This is a genomic window from Sphingomonas sp. Root720 (genome assembly GCF_001428605.1).
GTDB lineage: Bacteria > Pseudomonadota > Alphaproteobacteria > Sphingomonadales > Sphingomonadaceae > Rhizorhabdus.
The window spans coordinates 290,001-310,257 of the sequence record NZ_LMID01000015.1; the positions used below are offsets into that span (position 1 = coordinate 290,001).

Annotated in this window: 22 protein-coding genes and 2 tRNA genes; 10 read left to right on the plus strand and 14 right to left on the minus strand. The window is 66.6% G+C overall.

Translation table 11 applies throughout. The annotated features are described in order from the left end of the window. Nucleotides 1-36 precede the first annotated feature (36 nt). The 4 genes from ASE22_RS23525 to hisS form a co-directional block, all read right to left on the minus strand. Nucleotides 37-846 (minus strand): DUF4167 domain-containing protein, encoded by an 810-nt coding sequence (locus ASE22_RS23525; RefSeq protein WP_056365478.1) that lies wholly within the window; start codon nucleotides 844-846, stop codon nucleotides 37-39. A gap of 298 nt (nucleotides 847-1,144) precedes the next feature. Further along, nucleotides 1,145-1,969 carry a peptide chain release factor N(5)-glutamine methyltransferase gene (gene prmC / locus ASE22_RS23530; RefSeq protein ID WP_056365480.1) on the minus strand — a complete coding sequence of 275 codons (825 nt, stop codon included), beginning with the start codon at nucleotides 1,967-1,969 and terminating at the stop codon, nucleotides 1,145-1,147. Further along, nucleotides 1,962-3,047 (minus strand): peptide chain release factor 1, encoded by a 1,086-nt coding sequence (gene prfA / locus ASE22_RS23535; protein WP_056365483.1) that lies wholly within the window; start codon nucleotides 3,045-3,047, stop codon nucleotides 1,962-1,964. The genes prmC and prfA overlap by 8 nt, the downstream gene beginning before the upstream one ends. Nucleotides 3,048-3,052: 5 nt before the next feature. Continuing rightward, entirely contained in the window at nucleotides 3,053-4,300 is a 1,248-nt protein-coding gene (gene hisS, locus ASE22_RS23540) for a histidine--tRNA ligase (RefSeq protein ID WP_056365486.1), read from the minus strand. Between the two features lie 208 nt (nucleotides 4,301-4,508). Here hisS and ppa point away from each other — a divergent pair, with 208 nt between their 5' ends. From ppa to ASE22_RS27000, 6 genes are all read left to right on the plus strand, one after another. Then, nucleotides 4,509-5,048, plus strand: a complete 540-nt coding sequence (gene ppa, locus ASE22_RS23545; protein ID WP_056365490.1) for an inorganic diphosphatase — start codon at nucleotides 4,509-4,511, stop codon at nucleotides 5,046-5,048. Between the two features lie 184 nt (nucleotides 5,049-5,232). After that, nucleotides 5,233-6,489 carry an MFS transporter gene (locus tag ASE22_RS23550; protein WP_056365493.1) on the plus strand — a complete coding sequence of 419 codons (1,257 nt, stop codon included), beginning with the start codon at nucleotides 5,233-5,235 and terminating at the stop codon, nucleotides 6,487-6,489. 141 nt (nucleotides 6,490-6,630) lie between these two features. Beyond that, nucleotides 6,631-6,707 (plus strand) — tRNA-Pro (locus ASE22_RS23555). Between the two features lie 71 nt (nucleotides 6,708-6,778). Then, nucleotides 6,779-7,561, plus strand: a complete 783-nt coding sequence (locus ASE22_RS23560) for a DUF4145 domain-containing protein (protein WP_235536008.1) — start codon at nucleotides 6,779-6,781, stop codon at nucleotides 7,559-7,561. 30 nt (nucleotides 7,562-7,591) lie between these two features. Further along, entirely contained in the window at nucleotides 7,592-8,560 is a 969-nt protein-coding gene (locus ASE22_RS23565; protein ID WP_156397273.1) for a hypothetical protein, read from the plus strand. Between the two features lie 41 nt (nucleotides 8,561-8,601). Next, nucleotides 8,602-8,805: a hypothetical protein gene (locus ASE22_RS27000; RefSeq protein WP_056550173.1), complete on the plus strand. Its 204-nt coding sequence runs from the start codon at nucleotides 8,602-8,604 to the stop codon at nucleotides 8,803-8,805. An 18-nt stretch (nucleotides 8,806-8,823) separates the two neighbouring features. Here ASE22_RS27000 and ASE22_RS27005 read toward each other — a convergent pair whose 3' ends face one another. Then, on the minus strand, nucleotides 8,824-8,967 hold the full coding sequence (locus ASE22_RS27005; RefSeq protein WP_156397272.1) for a hypothetical protein: 144 nt from the start codon (nucleotides 8,965-8,967) through the stop codon (nucleotides 8,824-8,826). A gap of 46 nt (nucleotides 8,968-9,013) precedes the next feature. Between ASE22_RS27005 and ASE22_RS27010 the strand changes: the two genes are divergently transcribed. After that, on the plus strand, nucleotides 9,014-9,181 hold the full coding sequence (locus tag ASE22_RS27010; RefSeq protein WP_156397271.1) for a hypothetical protein: 168 nt from the start codon (nucleotides 9,014-9,016) through the stop codon (nucleotides 9,179-9,181). Nucleotides 9,182-9,220: 39 nt separating this feature from the next. Here the strand turns inward: ASE22_RS27010 and ASE22_RS23570 are convergent, their stop codons facing one another. Together ASE22_RS23570 and ASE22_RS23575 are read right to left on the minus strand one after the other, a co-directional pair. After that, entirely contained in the window at nucleotides 9,221-9,646 is a 426-nt protein-coding gene (locus tag ASE22_RS23570) for a hypothetical protein (protein ID WP_056365500.1), read from the minus strand. A 1-nt stretch (nucleotide 9,647) separates the two neighbouring features. Continuing rightward, a complete protein-coding gene (locus ASE22_RS23575) occupies nucleotides 9,648-9,947 on the minus strand; it encodes a PadR family transcriptional regulator (RefSeq protein WP_162248239.1) in 300 nt (99 codons plus the stop codon). A 182-nt stretch (nucleotides 9,948-10,129) separates the two neighbouring features. Here ASE22_RS23575 and ASE22_RS23580 point away from each other — a divergent pair, with 182 nt between their 5' ends. Further along, entirely contained in the window at nucleotides 10,130-10,846 is a 717-nt protein-coding gene (locus ASE22_RS23580; RefSeq protein ID WP_235536007.1) for an AraC family transcriptional regulator, read from the plus strand. A gap of 21 nt (nucleotides 10,847-10,867) precedes the next feature. On the opposite strand, the gene ASE22_RS23585 is transcribed toward ASE22_RS23580, so the two are convergent. Further along, nucleotides 10,868-11,788 carry a DNA-methyltransferase gene (locus ASE22_RS23585; protein WP_082545571.1) on the minus strand — a complete coding sequence of 307 codons (921 nt, stop codon included), beginning with the start codon at nucleotides 11,786-11,788 and terminating at the stop codon, nucleotides 10,868-10,870. Continuing rightward, nucleotides 11,785-12,423 (minus strand): maleylacetoacetate isomerase, encoded by a 639-nt coding sequence (gene maiA / locus ASE22_RS23590; RefSeq protein ID WP_056365507.1) that lies wholly within the window; start codon nucleotides 12,421-12,423, stop codon nucleotides 11,785-11,787. Before maiA ends, ASE22_RS23585 begins: the two co-directional genes overlap by 4 nt. 144 nt (nucleotides 12,424-12,567) lie before the next feature. Here maiA and ASE22_RS23595 point away from each other — a divergent pair. Continuing rightward, nucleotides 12,568-12,644, plus strand: a tRNA-Pro gene (locus tag ASE22_RS23595). A gap of 194 nt (nucleotides 12,645-12,838) precedes the next feature. Further along, nucleotides 12,839-13,186 carry a response regulator gene (locus tag ASE22_RS23600; RefSeq protein ID WP_056365511.1) on the plus strand — a complete coding sequence of 116 codons (348 nt, stop codon included), beginning with the start codon at nucleotides 12,839-12,841 and terminating at the stop codon, nucleotides 13,184-13,186. Between the two features lie 67 nt (nucleotides 13,187-13,253). On the opposite strand, the gene ASE22_RS23605 is transcribed toward ASE22_RS23600, so the two are convergent. From ASE22_RS23605 to ASE22_RS23625, 5 genes are all read right to left on the minus strand, one after another. Beyond that, complete coding sequence (locus ASE22_RS23605) at nucleotides 13,254-14,177, minus strand: HNH endonuclease (protein WP_056365514.1); 924 nt, start codon at nucleotides 14,175-14,177, stop codon at nucleotides 13,254-13,256. A gap of 74 nt (nucleotides 14,178-14,251) precedes the next feature. Then, nucleotides 14,252-15,583 carry an alkaline phosphatase family protein gene (locus ASE22_RS23610; RefSeq protein ID WP_056365516.1) on the minus strand — a complete coding sequence of 444 codons (1,332 nt, stop codon included), beginning with the start codon at nucleotides 15,581-15,583 and terminating at the stop codon, nucleotides 14,252-14,254. Between the two features lie 2 nt (nucleotides 15,584-15,585). After that, on the minus strand, nucleotides 15,586-17,853 hold the full coding sequence (locus ASE22_RS23615; RefSeq protein ID WP_056365521.1) for a TonB-dependent receptor: 2,268 nt from the start codon (nucleotides 17,851-17,853) through the stop codon (nucleotides 15,586-15,588). A gap of 381 nt (nucleotides 17,854-18,234) precedes the next feature. Beyond that, on the minus strand, nucleotides 18,235-18,843 hold the full coding sequence (locus ASE22_RS23620; protein ID WP_056365524.1) for a LolA family protein: 609 nt from the start codon (nucleotides 18,841-18,843) through the stop codon (nucleotides 18,235-18,237). A 115-nt stretch (nucleotides 18,844-18,958) separates the two neighbouring features. Continuing rightward, complete coding sequence (locus ASE22_RS23625; RefSeq protein ID WP_162248238.1) at nucleotides 18,959-20,233, minus strand: FG-GAP repeat domain-containing protein; 1,275 nt, start codon at nucleotides 20,231-20,233, stop codon at nucleotides 18,959-18,961. Nucleotides 20,234-20,257 lie beyond the last annotated feature (24 nt).

Here is a 20,257-nt window from a genome sequence, read left to right on the forward strand (position 1 = left end):
ACCGCCCTTTCCTCGTTTCTTCGCGAACGCCGGCGATCAGGCCGCCGCGCTCTCTCCGCGCGGCTTGCGGGTTCGCGTGCGCGGGCGGGGTGCTTCCTCGTCGCCGTCATTGACCGGCGCCTGCAGGGTCAGCGCCGGCGGCAGGCGATCGGCCTCGATCTGCTCGGCCTGTTCGACGGGCTTGGCCTTGGGCGGGCGGCCACGGCGCCGAGCCGGGGCGGCTTCCTCCTGGACCGGAGCGGCCACCGGTGCCGGGCTTTCGGCCAGCGGCAGCTCGGGAGTCGCGGCGGCCGGCGCCTCATAGCGACGGTCGGTCCGCGGCGGACGTCCGCGGCGCGGACGCTGCTCCTCGGCTTCGCTGGCCTGCGCCTCGGCAGGTGGTTCGGGCGCATAATCGCGCTCGCGGCGCGGTTCCTGCTCGCGGCGGGATTCCTGCTCGCGGCGGGGTTCGCGCTCGCGACGATTGTAATTCTGCTCGGGGGCGGAGGGCTGGTCGTCGCTCCCGCTCCGCTCGCCCTCGTCGCCATAGTCCTCGTCGGACTGGCCGGAGAACTCGTCGCGGCGCGGACGCGGTTGCTGGTCCTCGAAGCGCGACCTGCTTTCGCTCAGCACCCGGAAATAATGGTCCGCGAACTGCAGATAATATTCGGTGTTGACCCGATCGCCCTGCATCTGGGCGTCGCGTGCCAGCGCCTTGTACTTCTCGAGAAGCTGGGCCGCGTTGCCGCGCGCGCGATTGTCGATGCGGTTGCCGCGATCCTGACCACCGCTGGAACCGTTCGGCCGGGGCGCACCCGACCCACCGCCACGACCGCGACGGCGGCCGTTCTGCCGATTATTTATCAACTTTCCGATGTCCTCGTCACTGGTGGTATCGGTTCACCACTCCCACTTCCGGGACCACCCCGGAAACCGTCGGGGCCATGGCCCCAAAGCGTTAAAGATGCACGCCGCCCCAAGGCGCGGGTGCCGAAGAACCCGCATCCGCCATGTGACATGGCCGCCGACTTCAAAGGCGCCCGTGACATTGGAGGTCGTAGCATCGGGCCGGTGCGCAATGGCATCCAGAACCCTGTCTATATCCGAGATGTAAGGGCTTGCGCGGCATTTTCCAAGCGGAATATGCCGGCTTTCGACAAAAGGTTCAGCCCCGGACGAGGATCGCCCGGTCGCGACCCGCCAGATCGCGGCGCACCGATCCGGCCAGGCCATGGCGGGCGAACAGCGCGATCACCGCATCCGCTTGATCCGCACCGATTTCCACAGCCGCGAGGCCGCCGGGGGCGAGCAGCCCGCCGATCCGGGGCGCCAGCCGCCGATAGTCGTCGAGGCCGTCGGGACCCGCGAACAGTGCCGAAGCCGGCTCGTGCCCGACGACATCGGGCGCCAGGATCGCCCCGCTTTCGACATAGGGCGGGTTGCACAGCAGCAGGTCGAACCGCTCCGCGATTCCCGCCGCCCAGTCGCCCGGACGGATCTCGGCACGGTCGGCCAGCCCGAGCCGCGCGGCATTGTCCCGCGCGATCGAGACGGCAGCCTCCGAGGCATCGACCCCGATCCCGCTCGCGTCCGGCCAATGGGCGAGCGCCGCCAGCAGCAGCGCCCCCGATCCGACCCCGAGGTCGAGGATGCGGCGCGGTCCCCGAGCGCCGAAATGCTCGACCGCCGCCTCGATCAGCGTCTCGCTGTCGGGACGCGGGATGAGGACGCCGGGGGCGACGGCGAGGGCGATCGTCCAGAAATCGCGCTCGCCGACGATGTAGGCGACCGGCTCGCGCGCCAGGCGCCGCGCCAGCAGCGGTTCGAACGCCGCCGGGGCCGGCGCGTCGAGCCGCCCGAGCAGCATCGCGTCGCGGCTCGTCCCCAGCGCATGCGCCATCAGCAGCTCGGCATCGAGCCGGGCGGTATCGCTCGTCGCGGACAGGCCGGCCGCCGCCCGGACGAGCGCCGCCCGGACCGCCTCAGCCATCCAGCTGCGCCAGCCGCTCGGCCTCGTCCTCGGCGATCAGCGCGCCGATCAGCTCGTCGAGGCCCGGTCCCTCGAGGATCTCGGACAGGCGGTGGAGGGTCAGGTTGATGCGGTGATCGGTCACCCGCCCCTGCGGGAAATTATAGGTGCGGATGCGTTCGGAGCGATCGCCCGACCCGACCATCGACTTGCGCGCGCCCGCGCGCGCGCTCGCCAGCCGCTCGCGCTCGATCTCGTAGAGGCGGGTACGCAATACCTTGAGCGCCTTGGCCTTGTTCTTGTGCTGCGACTTCTCGTCCTGCTGGATCACCACCAGCCCCGAGGGGAGGTGGGTTATCCGCACCGCGCTGTCGGTGGTGTTGACCGACTGCCCGCCCGGCCCCGACGACCGGTAGACGTCGATCCGCAGGTCCTTCGCCTCGTCGATATGGACGTCGACGTCCTCGGCCTCGGGCAGCACCGCGACGGTCGCCGCCGAGGTGTGGATGCGCCCGCCCGATTCGGTGACGGGCACGCGCTGCACCCGGTGGACGCCGCTCTCGAACTTCAGCCGCGCGAACACGCCCGCGCCGGTGACGCCCGCCACCACCTCCTTGTAACCGCCCATGTCGGCGGTGCTGGCCGAGATCAGCTCGACCCGCCAGCCGCGATCCTCGGCATAGCGCTGGTACATGCGGAACAGGTCGCCCGCGAACAGCGCCGCCTCGTCGCCGCCGGTGCCCGCGCGAATCTCGAGCATCGCCGAGCGTTCGTCGGCCGCGTCGCGCGGCAGCAGCTTGAGCGCCAGCGCGCGCTCGGCCTCGGGCAGCTTGCCGCGGATCTCCTCGGCTTCCTCGACCGCCATGGCGCGTAGCTCGGCATCGCCCGCCTCGTCCTCGGCCATGCCCTTGAGCACGTCGAGCTCGGCACGCAGCCGCCGCACCTCGCCCGCCGCCTGCGCGACCGGCTCGATCTCGGCATAGTCCTTCGACAATTGGACGAACTGGTCGGACGGCAGGTCGCCGCGCGACATCAGCGCCTGCAGCTCGTCGCGACGAGCCTCGATCTGCGCGATCCGCGCCGAAGTGATCCCTGCCACCGCCGTCAGCCCCGGATCGCCGCCACGAGCCCGTCGATCGCCACCGGCGCCTGGCTCTGCTCGGCCAGGTTCTTGAGCGCCACCTCGCCGCGTGCGACCTCGTCGTCGCCGATGATCGCCGCGAAGCGGGCGCCGCTCGCATCGGCCTTCTGCATCCGGCGCTTCATATTGCCCTTATAGGCCATGTCGGCGGCGATCCCCGCGCGGCGCAGATCGGCCAGCACCCGGGCGGCGAAGGCCTGTGCGCCCTCGCCCATCGGCACCACCGCGACCTCGATCCGCTCGGGCGCGGGCAGCTCGATCAGCATCGCCAGCCGTTCGATCCCCGCCGCCCAGCCGACCGCCGGGGTGGGCGGGCCGCCCAGCGCCTCGATCAGCCCGTCATAGCGGCCGCCGCCGAGCACGGTGCCCTGCGCGCCGAGCCGGTCGGTGACGAACTCGAACGCGGTGTGGCGATAATAATCGAGCCCGCGCACCAGCCGCGCGTTGCGCGTCCAGGCGACTCCGGCGGCGTCGAGCCCCTTGGTCACCGCCGCGAAGAAGGCGCCCGCCTCGGCCGACAGATAGGCGTCGATCTCAGGGGCGGCATCGGCGATCGGGCGATCGCGCGGATCCTTCGAATCGAGGATGCGCAGCGGATTCTTGTCGAGCCGGGCGATGCTGTCCTCTGACAGTTCGCCGCGATATTTGTCGAAATGCGCGATCAGCGCGGCGCGCCACGCCTCGCGCGTCTCGCCGTCGCCCAGCGTGTTGAGCGTCAGGACGACCCCGTCCGACACGCCCAGCTCGCGCAGCAGCTGGTCGGCCAGGCACAGCAGCTCGATGTCGGCCTGCGGCTCGCCCGCGCCGATCACCTCGGCGTCGAGCTGGTGGAACTGGCGGTAGCGGCCCTTCTGCGGACGCTCGTAGCGGAACAGCGGCCCATGGGTCGCGACCTTGAGCGGCGCGTGCTGCTGCCAGCCCTCGGTCAGATAGGCGCGGGCGATGCCGGCGGTGAACTCGGGCCGCAGGGTCACCGAATCGCCGCCGCGATCCTCGAAGCTGTACATCTCCTTGGAGACGACGTCGGTGGTCTCGCCCAGCGAGCGCGCGAACACGGCGGTCGGCTCGAACACCGGCACCTCGACCCGGCCGAAGCCGTAGAGGCGGCGCACCCGGTCGAAGGTCTCGACGACATGGCCGAAGCGCAGCGCCTGTTCGCCCAGCATGTCCTGCGTGCCCCGGATCGGGCGCGGTGTTTCGATCCTGCTCATGCCGCGCCCTTATCGTCACATCGCGCGGGGTGGAAGCGCTTTGCGCTTTGGGGTGCCCGCCGGGATCGGCAGGCGGGGTGCCGAAAACCACGGCAAAAGCGGGTCTTGCGGGGGCTCGGCGCACGCGAGCCGGCTTCCGTCGCGGAAAACCGCCATATCGCCCCCATTGCCGCTTGGAATTCGATGCGGTGCAGCATAAAGGCGCGCCATGAACATCGACCTCATCCCCGTGGGCGACGATCCGCCCAACAGCCTCAACGTCGTCATCGAAGTGCCGGTGGGCGGTGAACCCGTGAAATATGAGTTCGACAAGAAGTCGGGCGCATTGTTCGTCGACCGCATCCTGCACACGCCGATGCGCTATCCGGCGAATTACGGCTTCGTGCCGCACACGCTTTCGCCCGACGGCGATCCGCTCGACGCGCTGGTCGTCGCGCGCTCGCCCTTCGTGCCGGGCTGCGTGGTGCGCGCCCGCCCGATCGCGGTGCTGAACCTCGAGGACGAACATGGCGGCGACGAAAAGCTCGTCTGCGTGCCCGTCAACAGCACCTTCCCTTATTATACCGACGTCAACGAGCGCGAGGATCTGCCGCAGATCGTGCTCCAGCAGATCGAGCATTTCTTCACCCACTACAAGGATCTCGAAGCCGAGAAGTGGGTGCGGGTGGGCACCTGGGGCGGCGCCGACGATGCGCGCCAGATCGTGCTGGAAGCGATCGAACGGGCGAAGCAGGCCAAGGCGGCCTGAGCTTCCCCAGCGGAATTGACGTCATGCCGGCGATGGCCGGTGTCCGGGAGATCGGCGACAGGCCCCTCCCGGATGCCAGCCACCGCCGGCATGATGCGTCTTGGGGACCGCCGATCCGACCCGACCGTTGGAAGAAGCCCACTTCCCGCTTGCACCATATCGTACCGATCGGTACGCTCCCGCTATGCTCCACCGTCGCGCCACCGGACAGCGCTATGCCTTCGTCGTCATAGCGGTCACCTTCGTCACGCTGCTCGTCGCGGCGGCGCTGCGATCGGCGCCGAGCGTGCTGATCCTGCCGCTCGAGGCGCAGTTCGGCTGGGACCGGGCGACGATCTCCTTCGCCGCCGCGGTCGGCATCTTCCTCTATGGCCTGACCGGCCCCTTCGCGGCGGCGCTCATGCAGTCGATCGGCATCCGCCGGACGATGATCGGCGGCCTGGCGCTGATGGCGGCCTCCAGCCTCGCCAGCCTGTGGATGACCGAGAGCTGGCATTATGTGCTGAGCTGGGGAGTGGTTTCGGGCATCGGCACCGGCGCGATCGCCCCTGTCCTCGGCGCGACCGTGGTCAACCGATGGTTCGCGGTGCGGCGCGGTCTGATGATGGGACTGCTGACCGCCAGCACCGCGACGGGGGCGCTGCTGTTCCTGCCGGCCATGGCGTGGCTCACCCGCAACGGCGCCTGGACGCCGGTGGCGATCGCGGTCGGGCTGGGCGCCGCCGCGCTGATCCCGCTGGTCTGGCTGCTGATGCCCGACGGCCCCGCGGCGATCGGCACCGAACGCTATGGCGAGGCGCCGGGCACAGCGCCCCCGCCCGAGAACCGGCGCGGGGCGATGCTGGCGTTCACCGCCCTGGTCGACGGCGCGCGCAACCCGGTCTTCTGGCTGCTGTTCGGCACCTTCTTCGTCTGCGGGCTGACGACCAACGGCCTCGTCGGCACCCATCTGATCGCCTATTGCGGCGACAACGGCATCTCCCCCGTCCAGGCGGCCGGGCTGCTGTCGCTGATGGGGCTGTTCGATCTGGTCGGCACCACCGCCTCGGGCTGGCTCACCGACCGCTACGACCCGCGCAAGCTGCTGTTCGTCTATTATGCCCTGCGCGGCCTGTCGCTGATGGCGCTGCCGGCGATCGACTTCCAGCCGACCGGCCTGCTGCTGTTCGCGGTCTTCTACGGGCTCGACTGGATCGCGACGGTGCCGCCGACGGTGGCGCTGGCCAACCGCCATTTCGGCGAGGCGAAGGCGCCGATCATCTTCGGCTGGGTAATGACCGGCCACCAGATCGGCGCCGCGACCGCCGCGTTCGGCGCGGGCCTGATCCGCGAGCAGACGGGCAGCTACCTGCTCGCCTTCACCATCGCCGGCGCCTTCGGCGTGCTGGCCGCCTTCGCCGCGATGGGCTTCGCCCGCAAGGCCCCCGTCTTCGCGCATTGAGGGCGCGCATCGCGGTGGTTGGCGCCAAGCCGAAAAACTCGAAATCTGCCCCTTGCATGGAATCGGGGCGCCCCGTATAGCGCCCCGACTTGGCTCAATCCGGTCGGCTCCCGAGGCCGAAAAAAACGACCGGATCTCCGTCGGGGAGTAGCTCAGCCTGGTAGAGCACTGTCTTCGGGAGGCAGGGGCCGGAGGTTCGAATCCTCTCTCCCCGACCATTACTTTTACGGACTTTTCAAAGCACCGCGCCTCCCCTTATTCCGGTGCCAGTCCGGTGAAGGGGGAAAATATGGCGATAAAGCCGTTTAATTGGACCTGCCCGCATTGCGATCGAGCGCAGGTAGTCACATCCATAAACTTCAGTACGGGCGAATCTAAGATTTGGGCCGGGACTATCGTTGAAGGCGACCTTGCCGTTTGTCACATGGCGGTCGGCTGCTCTAACTTTGAATGCAACAAGGTTAGCGTGCAGCTGTCTATTCGGCCCGAGCGTAATCGAGGCCTTCACGGCAGTTATATTGATTTGGTCGCTCCTCCCTTGTTCGAACGCTGGGTCCTGCCGAATAGCATCGCTAAGTCGCAGCCGGACTACATTCCCGCCGCACTTCGCGAGGACTACTTTGAGGCCTGCCTTATTAAAGATGACAGTCCAAAAGCTGCTGCGACACTGGCTCGGCGATGCATTCAAGGAATGATCCGCGATTTCGCCGAGATTAGCAAAGGCCGCCTGATAGACGAAATCGTCGCACTCCGAGCGGCAGTGGAAGCTGGAACTGCCCCGAGAGGAGTAACGGCGGAATCTGTTGAGGCCATCGACCATGTGCGCTCGATCGGGAACATTGGCGCGCACATGGAGAAAGACATCGACCTGATCGTGCCTGTCGATCCTGATGAAGCGCAGACTTTAATAGAACTCATCGAAATGCTGTTTGAGGAATGGTATGTCGCCCGCGACGCGCGCCAGAAGCGGCTCGACAGGGTGTCGGCAATCGGCGCTGATAAGAAGCAGCTGATAGCCGATGGTCGGTCGAGGGCCGCCCTGCCAGCGCCTGAAGTCAAGGCTGCGAGCTAAGGGCCCTTTGGTAGGATGATGGAGGGCCGATTGTCGTTCGATGAACTAAAGAACCGCCTGTCGAATGCGAGGGTAAAAAACGCCCGTTCGGTCGCTCGGGCAAGTTGGTGGATCAAAGGCGCCGCGGTACTGGGCGGGGCAGCGATTGCGGGTATATGCCAGTTCACCACATGGGGGTCAGGCACTCCGTCATCCAGCAGTATTCTGGGTATCGCGGCGTGCGTGGTCGTATTTGCTGGCGGCATCTACGTGCTGGCTACCGAGCAGGATGCTGCTCAAGCCATCGAAGTTGCCGACTCGGCCGTCGAAGAGGTGCGAGCGGCCTCAGCTCGGTTTGATGAACTGGATGAATTTTTTGAAGCCTATGGCCGGCTGATTGAGATTTATCAAATTTGTCTGAGCATGCGCGGCGGCATTGAGCAGGCCGTGATCGGCTCACCAAATATCGATCAACTCGTCGTCACGTTGTTCGACTTGGTGTCTCGACAAATCTCGATCGCGGCGGGGTTCCAACAGGCAGACCGTTGGACCATCGGCGTTTATAAGGCCGTTCCCTCGGCCAACCCCGACCGCGCGGATCTTAAATGCATCGCGCAAGAGCGCGCCCTCAAATGTGAGTTGTACGAGGCCAGGATGTGGCCAGAGGGAGTTGGCATCGCGGGTATTGCGTATTCCAACGCGCGAGAGATCGTCCTACCCGATTTGCAGGCAGAAGGGATGCAGGGCGTGTTCGGACCGAAAGGGCATCAGCGGACCTACGACGCGGAACGCTACGTTTCCATGGTCGCAGTTCCTATTCAAGTCGCCGGACATGCAAAGCCTTGGGGTGTTGTAACGGCGACGAGCGATAGAGCGGGTCACTTTGCCGCAGCGAGTAACCCAGGTATCAAGACGGATGAGCCCATTCGGGCCGTTGCCGCGTTCATCGGGCTGGCCGTCGCAATGTGGGACGGAATCCAACGAACTCATACTCCAGTTGCATTGGTAGGTAGACCGTGATTCATTATAGGTTCAAAGGGCGCGAGGTAGGGGTGCGCACTATGGATGCTATTCAATCGCCGGAAGCCGATCTCGATCGTGAGTTGGAAGAGCTGATTGGTGAGAAGGTGCGAGGCACCATCACACCGATCCAGTCCGTGCGCATCGTTGAGCTTCAAAACCAACGGTCAAAGCTCATGCGGCCAGCGACGCTCTTGGGGCGTCCAGGTGGCATTTACAGTCGGCGGTTTTCCTTCTCGAAGTGATCCAAGGCCTCCGGCTGATCAGATTGCCTCTTTCACGTAGGCTGGGCTGAACGCGCCCGGCTTCAGCTTCTCGATCGCGTCGATGATCTCCTCGGTGACGCGCAGCGCCCGGCCCGTGACCTTCAGGAAATCGCCCGACTGATTCGCGTCATCGCTTCTCAAGCGAAATGATCAGAACCGCGGCGCCCGATGCCGGTTGCCGCCGGTCATGTCGAAAAAGCACCCCGATCTCTATGAGAATGTCACCCCGCTGCCGCCGGTCTGGCTGGTCGCGCCGTTCCTCCGCCCCAAGATCGAAGCCATGAATGAGCAACGTCAGCGAGAGGCGTTCGTCGCAACCCGCGACATCGACGCCTTGCTGCCCGCTCGGGACTGATCGGAAGGTGGGCTGCCGCACTAAGTCGCGGCAGGTCGCTCAAATGAACTTTCGGACCTGCTCCCACAACACCAGAACTGGCGTCATCAGGTGTAGCAATACGGCAACGACGATCTCGCGCCTGCGAAGCCATTCAGCCTTGCGCCGTCCGTGGGCGCGCTTCCAGATCGGCGCGATCTCGTCCAGATTGGCGTGAAAGTCGCGCGACTTCTTCGTGGACAGCAGCAGATCGACCATAAACGACCGGCGATTGACCTTACCCTTTGGTTGACTTTTCATCTTCGCAATCAACCAATCAAGGACCGACGGCGTCAGGCCGCCATCACCCCGCTGTACCGATGTGATCGCCAGCAAGAAGATGAAGATTCCCGCGAGGAATAGTCCCGCACTAGCCCATCCGCTTGCAGCAGCCTCTACCACAGCGCCGATCGGCGGATGAGGCGGGGGAGTACTGCCGCCGCTCATCTTAAACCCCCGCCCAGGCAATGCCCGCAATGCGGGTCGACGCACCTACCGACTCGTTGAGAGCTGCGCGACCACTCACGGTGATCGAAAAGCTTCGCCGTTCCCTGCCCTGCGCATCCGTCACCGATCGTTCGCGAAGGAGCCCCTTTTTCGCAAGCCGACCGAGTGTCGTATAAACTGCACCAAATCCGGCAATCGGCTGCCCGACCACCATCATCACCTCGTAGATCGCGCTGGGCACAGCATCTTCGCCCGCGCGTATGCAGGCGAGGAGCGTCAGTTCTTCGAGCTTACCAATCATGTCTACGCTGTAGACGTCTACAATGTAGACGTCAACCTTCCCTCCCATGGCGAACTGGCGAGCTCGAAGTGGAAGACGATGGGCTGATCGCTAACGGTGATGATGCCGAATCGCTCACCAGCTCGGAACGTCGAGGTCTGCTTCCGAATGATCTCGGCCGAGCGTTGCAGGTAGGCCCGCCATTGCTCGATCGCGTCCTGCGCTACGACCCGGCCTGTTCCTTCATCGCCTCGCTCGACCTGCCGGCATCGGGCTGCGTGATCGAGGCGTCGCCCGAGAAACCCTTCGTCGCGGTCAGCCTGACGCTCGATCGCGACGCGCTGGCGGCGCTGATTCCCGAGACGCCCCACCCGGCCGACGGCGACCCGGCCGGCTTCGCCGTCACCCCGGTGACGCCCGAGATGCTGGAGGCTTGGGATCATCTGATCGCGCTGCTCGATGCGCCGCGCGACGTACCCGTGCTCGCCCCCTTGCGCGAGCGCGAGATCCTCTACCGGCTGCTGCAGGGGCCGCAGGGCGGGATGCTGCGCCAGATCGCCCGCGACGACAGCCGCCTGTCGCAGGTCCGCCGCGCGATCCAGTGGCTCCAGGCCCATTTCGACCGCAAGATGCGGATCGACATGCTGGCCGAGATCGCGGGGATGAGCGTCCCCTCCTTCCACCGCCATTTCAAGGCGGCGACGGCGATGAGCCCGCTCCAGTTCCAGAAGAGCCTGCGCCTCCAGGCCGCGCGCCGCCTGCTGGCCATCCATGCCGAGGCGAGCCGGGCCGCCTATGCCGTCGGCTATGAGAGCGCGTCGCAGTTCAGCCGCGAATATGCCCGGATGTTCGGCGCCCCGCCCTCGCGCGACATCGAGCGACTGCGGGGAACCGACGAGGGCGCGGTGGCGGTGATCTGATCCAGCTCCTAAGGCGCGCGATTATTCCACCCCGCCGATCCGCGTCCGCGCCATCGCGCAATAATCGGGGTTGAGCTCCACGCCGACGAATCGCCGGCCGAGCGCGCGCGCCGCGAGCCCCGTCGTTCCCGCGCCGAAGAAGGGATCGAGGACGATCCCGCCCTCGGGGCTTCCCGCACGGATGCACGGTTCGATCAGCGCCGGCGGAAAGACCGCGAAATGCGCGTCGCGATATTTGCCCAGCGGCACCGACCAGACGGTGCGGCGGTTGCGCCCGAGCGGATGGAAGGCCTGGTCCCAGCGGCTGGTGTGGAGATTGGCGTTGCCGGCATTCTTGCCCTGCTCCGGGGTTCCGCCGCGCCGGCCGAAATGGCCGCGTCCGCCGCGCATCCGGCTGTCCTCGCCGAAGGTGCGGTGCGGTTCGCGGATCGCGTCGCCGTCGTAGCGATAGCCGGCGGTGGCGGAGAGCAGGAAGATATATTCATGGTCGGGGGTCGGCCGTCGCTTGGCCGAATGCGGCATGGCGTTGGGCTTGTGCCAGACGATATCCGAGCGCAGCTGCCAGCCGTCCGCGACCAGCGCCAGCGCCACCCGCCACGGCATGCCGAGCAGCACGCCGTCCGCATATTTGTCGCCGAGATTGAGCCAGAGCGTGCCGTCGTCGCGCAGCACCCGGCGCAGCGAGCGGAAGACCGCGACCAGCGCCGCGACATAGGCCTCGGGACTATCCTCGATCCCAATCTGCCCGGCCGCGCCATAGTCGCGCTGGCCGTAATAAGGCGGGCTGGTCACCGCCACCTGGGCGATCCCCGCCGGCATGGCGTCGAGCGCGTCGGCCGCCGATCCGTTGACGATAAGGTCCGCCGCCGCCCAGTCGGCCCGCCCCAGCCCCGCCACGTCGAGGATCGGAACGGCGGACGGGCCCGCCGGTCCTTCGCTCATTCGGCGTCGGGCTGGACGGACGGATGCGCCTGCCGGAACGCCTCCAGCTCCGCGCACCGGGCGTCGATCGCGACCAGCGCCGGGAAGGCGTCGATCGCGCAATTCAGCCGCCGCGCGTTGAACATCTGCGGCACCAGGCAGCAATCGGCGATCGTCGGCGCGTCGCCGTCGATGAAGCGGCCGCTCCGTCCGCTGCCGGCGACGAACGCCTCGAGCCGGCCGAGCCCGTCCTCGACCCAATGGCGATACCAGCCGTCGACCTCGGCCTGGCTGTGGCCGAGATCATGCTTGAGGTAGCGCAGCACCCGCAGGTTCGCGAGCGGATGGATTTCGCAGGCGATCAGCTGCGCGGCCGCGCGGACATAGGCCCGCGCGGCGAAGCCCTGCGGCAGCAGCGCCGGATCGGGATAGCGCTCCTCCAGATATTCCATGATCGCGATCGACTGGACCATCAGCCCGTCCTCGCCCTCGATCGCCGGGATCAGGCCCTGCGGGCTGACGTCGCGGCGGAAGGCGGGCAACGGATCGGGCTTGACCAGATGCACCGCCTGTTGCTCGGCCGCGATCCCCTTCAGGTTGAGCGCGATGCGCACCCGATAGGCGGCGGACGAGCGGAAATAGCTGTAAAGTTTCATGCGATACCTTCCCGTCGCGATCCTTAATCGGCGCGCGGCGCGCTGTCATCGCCCGAAGGACGTGGCCGCACGGAATATCGGCGCACCGGCCCGACCGGACAAAGGATTGTGCCGCCGCCGCTATCTGCTATGGCGACGCGGCGTCGGGGAGTGGCGCAGGCTGGTAGCGCACCTGGTTTGGGACCAGGGGGTCGCAGGTTCGAATCCTGTCTCCCCGACCATCATGCTCTCGTTGGATCGAATCGGCGCGCGGCTCGCCCCTGCGGCTGCGCGGTGAGGACGCGGCGCTTCGCTCGACGCCCTGTGACCGATCGGACACGCCTCCCCCTGAAACGGTACCGGGAGCCGGATTTGCGCCGGGCCGCGGACCTCCGTGCACTGGCGAGCGTTCGGCATTCGACCAATCGGAGGTGCTATGGGCCGGGCTGCAGGGCGTATTCTCGTCGTCGAGAATGATCTCATGCTCAACCACATGTTCCGGCAGATGCTGGAGGATCTGGGATTCTTCGTCGTGACCGCCGCCTCCGTAGAGGCGGCGCGCCACGCCATCGACACTGTCAACCTCGACGTCCTCCTCGCCGACCTCGCCCTGGGCGCCGGCCCGGACGGGCTAGCCGTCGCGCGCGAGGCGCTGGAGAAGAACGAACGGCTGCGGGTCGTGATCGCCTCGGGCCATCCCCAGCCGTCCGACCTGAGCCAGGGCATGGCCTTCCTGCAGAAACCCTTCACCATCGCCCAGCTCGCCCGGATGGTGCAGGGCTAGGATCGAGGCGGACGGATCGTCGGCCGGGTCCATGCTGCCGAAACGGAAGATGCTTTAGGCATGGCCGTCACTGCTTGAAGCAATTTTCCCGGTGCCATGCGAGGAAATGCGGATGCGGGCGGTCCGACGGTCGTTTCGGCTGGAAAGCGACGCGGCTTCTGTTGACCATATTCAATATGCCGTCACGATCATTTGTTTGTCGGCTGACCAATATTTCCAGCTCGTCCGACAGACTGATCAGCCCGCGATCGAACATCCAGTGCGCGGTACCGGACAGGGCGAGTCCGTTGCTGACGATGTCGGGGCCGCCGGCTTCGACGGAACGGATATGAGCCGCCTCGACCTCGGCTCGTCCACCACCATTGACAAGTTTCAATCCGGTAACGGCGCAGCGGGCATCATACGCATTAACGATCAAGCGCCGGAAGATTCGATCCCGCACGATGCGGGAGCTCAGATAGCTGACGCGCTCGCGCGCTTCTTCATATCGGAACGGCGACGCTTCCTCATGAAGGATATCTGCCACGGGCCCGGCGGGCGCGATGCCCGGTGCCGGTTCGCCAAGCCGCGGAAGGACCGCCTTCTCCTCGGCGAGACCCAGGTCGATGATGTGATTGAAGTCCGCCGGGGATAAGGGCCGGACCGCGGATTGAGCGCGACCCGAAACACGGCCATCCTCGTTCAATATCCCGCGCTCGATGATCCCAAGCGGCCCGCTGAACGGCACAGGCTGCGTAAAATCCAAATAGCTCCCCGGCTCGATCAGCGCCAAATACATGTCCCGATGCGCAGGGTCGGGGATCACCTGTTCCACCTTGGCCACGGCAAAATAGCCTTTGGTGTCGCGCACCTTGCTGGGCTCATAATAGATGATCCAGTCGCCGATGCACGCGCTGGCGCGGCTAAGATACTGGCGGGGAAACTGATACCGTTCGGCGGGTGTATCGTCGTAGATCGAGTCCGATCTGTGAATGAAGACGCCAAAGGCCATGGCCCGGTTGTAACGGGTCCGACCTCGACCGCTACTCCGAAGTTCTTCTGATCAAGGACCGACTCGGATGTCTTTCACTTCAGCCCCAGCACATCGGCGGTCGGCAGGGTGCCGCCCATCAGCTTCGCCAGGGTGGGCGCGATCGCGCGCATGTCGATTTCGCCGAGGTCGCCCTTCCACGGCAGGCCCCTGCCCCACAGCAGCAGCGTCGAGCGCATCTCGGGCAGGCTCGGGTCGTAGCCGTGCATCCCCTTCGACGCCGATGGCGAGGTGAGCGGTGCGGCCGGGTTGCGGCCGGTCTCGGTGCCGGGCTTGAACGAGATCCAGAAATCGGCGGTCGGGGCACCGCCCCGCTTCGCGATTTCGGGGCGCTCGATGATGCTGGCGATCCCCGTCGCGGGATTGGCCTGCAATCCGGCGAGCAGCTTCGCCACCTTCGCCTTGAGCGCCGCGTCGGCGGGGCGGGCCAGCACCACCGCCGCACTGCCGCCCGCGAACCAGGGCATCGCCTCCCAGCTCTTCACCTTCGTACCGCCGTCGTCGAGGGTGATCAGACCCGCCGCGATGAAGGCGCCGAACAGGTTCACGTCGGTCGTGACCGCGGCGAAGCCATGGTCGGAGACCAGCGCGACGATCGTGTCGGGATCGGCCGCCGTCGCCGCCGCGACCAGCGTGCCCAGCATCGCGTCGATCCGCTCGAGCGCGGCCTTCGCCTCGGGCGTGTCGGGGCCGTGCTCATGCTCGATATGGTCGAGCCCGGCCAGGTAGACCGTGGTGAAGCCGGGCTTCAGCACGCCGATCAGCGTCGCCGCCGCATCGACCCGGTTGGCGTCGGCATCGACACTCTCGTCGATGCCCTGGGCGAAGCGGACGCCGCCCTGCTCGACCCGGTCGACCAGCCCCGGCGTCGCGAGCGCGCGGAGCAGCTTGCGGTCGTCGTCATGCCCGGTGCGCCAGATCTGCGGCAGATTGTCGTCGACGGGCGCGCCGACGCTGACCGGCCAGTGAACGTTGAGCGTCTTCAGCCCGGCCTTGCGCGCCGCGTCCCACAGGGTCGGCACCCGGATGTCCGACGCATACCAGTACCAGCCGGTCTGGTTGATCCCCATCGGGTCGAAGGTCAGGTTGTTGACCACGCCGTGCCGCGCCGGGGTGACGCCGGTGATCAGCGTGGTGTGGCTCGGATAGGTCAGGGTCGGCAGCACGCCGACGACCCCGCCGGCATGGGCGCCCTCCGCCGCCAGCCGGCGCAGGGTCGGGATCTTCAGCCCGCGCCGGTCGGCGTCGAGCACGTCGCCGGGCCGCAGCCCGTCGACCGAGACCAGCAGCACGGGGGCGGCCGCCACCCCGGCCGGAACGATGGCGGTGGCCGCGACCAGGCCCAGCCAGGGCAGCAGCGCCTTCATGGTCAGAACGCCTTCTTGACGGTGAAGAAGAAGCTCTGCGGCGCGCCGGCAAGCAGGGTCTGGTTGTCGCCCTTGTCGCCGAAGCCGTTCGAGCCGATCGTCGCGATATATTTCTTGTCGAGCAGGTTGGTCGCGCTCGCCCGCACCTCGACCCCGTCGAGGATGCCGTCGTGGAAGGCATAGCCGATCGAGGCGTCGACCAGCACCCGGCTCGGCACCGACCGGTCGTTGGTGTAGGTGAAGTAGCGGCGGCTCATATAGTCGGCGCCGACCCGGGCCGACAGCGCACCGTCGTCATAGACGACCTCGCCCTTGATCAGGTGCTTCGGCGAGTCGACCAGCGTCTTGCCCTCGATCGCCGACCGGACGGTACCGTCGGCGTTGAGGACGTCGTCCTCATAGGTCGAGTGGTTGTAGCTGTAGGAGGCGTAGAGGCTGACCGCGTTCATCACGCGATATTGCCCGGCGGCTTCGAAGCCGTAGGATTCGACCCCGCCGACATTCTGCAGGATCGCCGGGTTGCCGATGATGCCCGCGCCGTTGGCGAAGGCGAGCTGGCGATCCTTGAACTTCGAGTAGAAGCCGCCGGCCGTGCCCGACAGCGGCCCCTGGCGGAAGCGAACGCCCGCTTCATAGGTGTCCGACTTCTCGGGCTTCAGGTCGAGCGCGTCGAAGCCCGCCTGGGTGGTGGCGAAGGGGCCCGAGGTCGAGGCACCGGTGAAGGCGCGGGTCACCTGGCTGTAGCCGGCATAGATCTCCGCATTGCCGAGCCTGTAGGTGGCGCCGGCCGAGGGCTGCAGCCAGTCGCGCGAGACGATGCTGCCCGAGGCGAGCCGGCCGGCGACGATCGGGTCGGCCTCGATCGAGACGCGGAAGCCCTTGGCGCCCGCCGTCAGGGTCAGGTCGCCCAGTTCGACCCGGTCCTCGACGAAATATTGGTAGCTGTGGGTGACGAAGCGGAAATCCCAGTCGGTGCGGAACGGATGGGACGGGAACTTCAGATGGTCGGTCTGGTCGGCAGTGGCCGGGCTGACCGCATAATAGCGGCGCGCCTGGTGGAAATGGTTGTTCTCCCACCAGCCGCCGGCGGTCAGCGTGTTGGGGCCGCGCTTCCAGCTCAGCTGGCCGAACAGGCCGCCGCGGCGAATGTCGTACTCGGTCGTGCGCTCGGAGATCGGGCTGCCGCCGGGGCTCGCCACATAGGGGGTCCACCACAGGCCCATGCCGTGGTTGCTGTGATAATAGGTCGACAGCCGGCCGTTGACCGACTCGCTGAACGGCATGTCGAGGTGGAGCGCGGCCAGATAGTCCTGCCGCAAACCGGCGGCGTCGTAATAGGCGTCGTCCAGCGACCCGTAGGGCGCGGGATAGGTGGTGCCCGCCGCCGGATTGGTGGGCGCGACGCCGCTATAGCCGCTGTTGGCGCCGACCTGTGCCAGCAGCAGCGCCAGCGGGAAGTTGTTGCCGATATTGTCGTTGCGCAGGCCGAGCCGGCTGATGATGTCCAGCGACAGGTCCTGATAGTCGGTCTCGCGCCGGTCGGAGAAGCTGAAGGTACCGGTCAGGATCGGGCCGCCCATGTCGGCGACGATCTTGGCGTTGACCATATGCTGGGTCTGGTCGCCGTAGCCCTTCCACTTGTCGAGGCCGAGATAGCCGTAGCTCAGATAGCCGCGCACCTTGTCGCCGCCGGTGTCGAAGCGGACGAAGCCGCGCTTGGTGTCGTCGCTGCCATAGGTCGCCTCGACGTCGACCGCGGTCTCTGCCGACGGATCGCGCGAGACGAATTCGAGCGTGCCGCCGAGATTGTTGGTCGCGTTGGTGCCCAGCGATCCGGCGCCTTGGGTGACGCGGGTCGTGCCGATATTCTCGGGGCTGATCGCGCGGCTGATGTGCAGGCCGTTGACGTTGCCGTAGCTGAAGTCGCCGAGCGGAATGCCGTCGAGCGTGTAGCCGAGCTGGTTCTGGTTGAAGCCGCGGATCGAGATGCGCTGCGACCATTCATAATTGCCGAAGGGATCGGCCGACTGGAAATTGACGCCGGGCAGCTTGGCGATCGCCTTGAGCGGGCTGGTGCCGGGGGCCTGGACCTTGATGTCGACCTGGCTGATCTCCTGCACCTGGCGGGCCTCGCCCTTGCCGAACACGACGATCTCCGCCTCTTCGGCGCCGGAGTCGGCGGCATCGGGCAGCACGTCGGCCGCGAAGGCGGAAGCGGGCGCGAGGGCGAAGAATGCGGTCGCGAGCAGCAACCGGGCGCGAATCGTCATGACAGTCCCCTTTGGCATGGCGGACGGGCCGTTCGCCCATCCCATGCGCTGGCCAATTAGGGGCGACCCGCGTCAGATTCGTGCCGGCGTCGTTACGGTAATGTTGCGATTGCGAAGGGATTGCGCGGGGGTGCGGGAAGGCCCGTCGCCGACCACGGTCCCCCGTGGTCGCCGGGGAGCGGGGGCGCGATCACGCGAAGAGCATGTTCCATGAAAAGGAATGGCCCCCGCTCCGGGGGCGGGGAGCGAGGGCCAACCTAGCGTTCGTCACGCAGGCGGGGCGTGATGGCTTCTCGAGCAACAGGGGGGAATCCCGAGAAGATCACGTCCGCTGGGAGGACTTTTAGGGGCACCAACCTGTCGCCTTTATGAACAGGGCGGTCAATTCCGGGGGCCTTTGGGGCGTGGGTCGTCCCATTTGAACGCTTTGTCGGATATCGCCACGCCGAAGCGCTGATTCGCCAGCCGGACGGTCGAGCGGCCATTCTGCGCGTCGAGCACGGTCCAGCCCTGGAGGGTGAGGCCGCCCGGCCCCGCACCCTTGGCGAAGACGATCGTGATCGTACCGAACTCGGGATGCTTGGGATCGCGGGCCTCGACGGTGACGGCGCCCGGGATCGTCGACGGCACCATCTTGGCGAAGCGGCTCATGTCCTTGCGCGGATCAATCAGGACAGACAGCGGCGAATTGCCGACCGGCCAGCGCGACACCTGACGCACCGAATAGTCGATCATCGTCAGCGCCTTGCCGTCGCCGACGATCAGCAGCGGGACGCCCTTCTGATATTCGAAGCGGATCTTGCCCGGCTGGCGCAGGGTCAGCTTGCCGGACAGCGACTTGCCGTTGCGATCGGTCTGGACGAAGTCCGCCGTCATCGTGCTGATCCCGCGCAGATGCGCGGCGACCTGGTCAAGCGTGGCGGTCTGCGCGGCGGCCGGGGCGGCCACGGCGATCGCGGCGGGGATCAGGGTGAGGAAAAGCGGGCGCATGCGGCTCCTGTCTTATGGTCTGTCGTTCGCGGGCGCTTATGCCCAAGCGCCGCTGAATTGGGAATGAAGCGCGCAACGCCGCGCGAGCGGCGATGTTTCCTCGCTTGGGGCCGCCTTATCGCCCGCCGCCCGTCCGGTCCGGCAAGGGAAGGATCGCCAATTCGCTCGAATTGTAGAAGATCACCGCGAGCGCATTCGGCAACCGCGTGATCCCGCGGGGTCCCTTGCCGGGAAACTCCGCCACGCGCCTGTCGGTGAACGCCTTGCCATAGGCGGCGTCTCCGGTTCCCCGCCACAGCACGACCTTCCCCGATATCCGGCCGGTTGCCGCCAGGTCGGCTTTCCCGTCGCCGTCCATGTCGGTCAGATAGACGTCCCGTATCTCGTCGGCCGTGGTTTCGCCCGCCTTGGCCGTCTTCGGCCGGAAGGAGCCGGCATAGTCGAAGCGATCCTTGCCGTTGTGAAGGACGACGACATTGTCGCTCGTGGACCGGTTGCCCACGACGATGTCCGGGCGGCCGTCGCCATCCAGATCGCCCGCCTTGAGATGATAGGGCGTCTTGCCGAACGACGACGACCGCCGCCACGGCGCAAAGCCCCCTTTGCCGTCGCCCTTCCACACCTCGACGAGATTGGACTCGTACATCGAGAAGGCGAGGTCGGGCTTTCCATCGCGATCGAAGTCCGCGACGGCGATGTCGCGCGGCCCGCCGAGCAGGAAATCATAGGGTGCGGCCTGCTGCGGATAGCGGACCTGCCTGAACCTGCGATGGCCCTCGTTCAGCAGGACGAAGAACAGGTTGGTCTGATAGGCCACCGTGACGATGTCCTTGCGTCCGTCGCCGTTCAGGTCGACGACCACCGTCGAGGTGAGGCCGGGGGTCGGATATATCGGTTCGCCCGCTTCGGTCAGGCCATATTCGTTGTGGAAGTCCTTGCCTTCGATCGTGATGTAGCTGGTCGGCTCGAACAGCTTCTTCCTGTCCTTCGCACCGTAGAGAATGGCGATGTCGCGGCCGTCATTGGACTGGAAATTGGGAACGACGACATCCGGCAGGCCATCTCCGTCGAGGTCGCCGATCGCCGAATGATAGGGGCCGAAACCCACCGGGAAATCGAGTCGCTGCCATGGGCCGGCGGCGCTCCCGGGATTGAGGTAGACGGTCAGTTGGTCGTTGGCCGGACGCGCGAGCCTGGGCGAGAGAAGCTCGCCCCGGCAGGGTATCGTCAGGTCGGGATTGCCGTCCCCGTTCAGATCGCCCGATTCGACCTGATAGGGGCCGGTGCATGTCGGAAGGAAGGACGCGTTCTGCGCCGCCGTTTCGACGTTCCAGCCATTCCAGGCGTCCGGCTTCGCTTCCCCGGCCGGAAGGGAGGCCGGGCACAGCATCAGCGCCCAAAGCGAAAGCGTGCC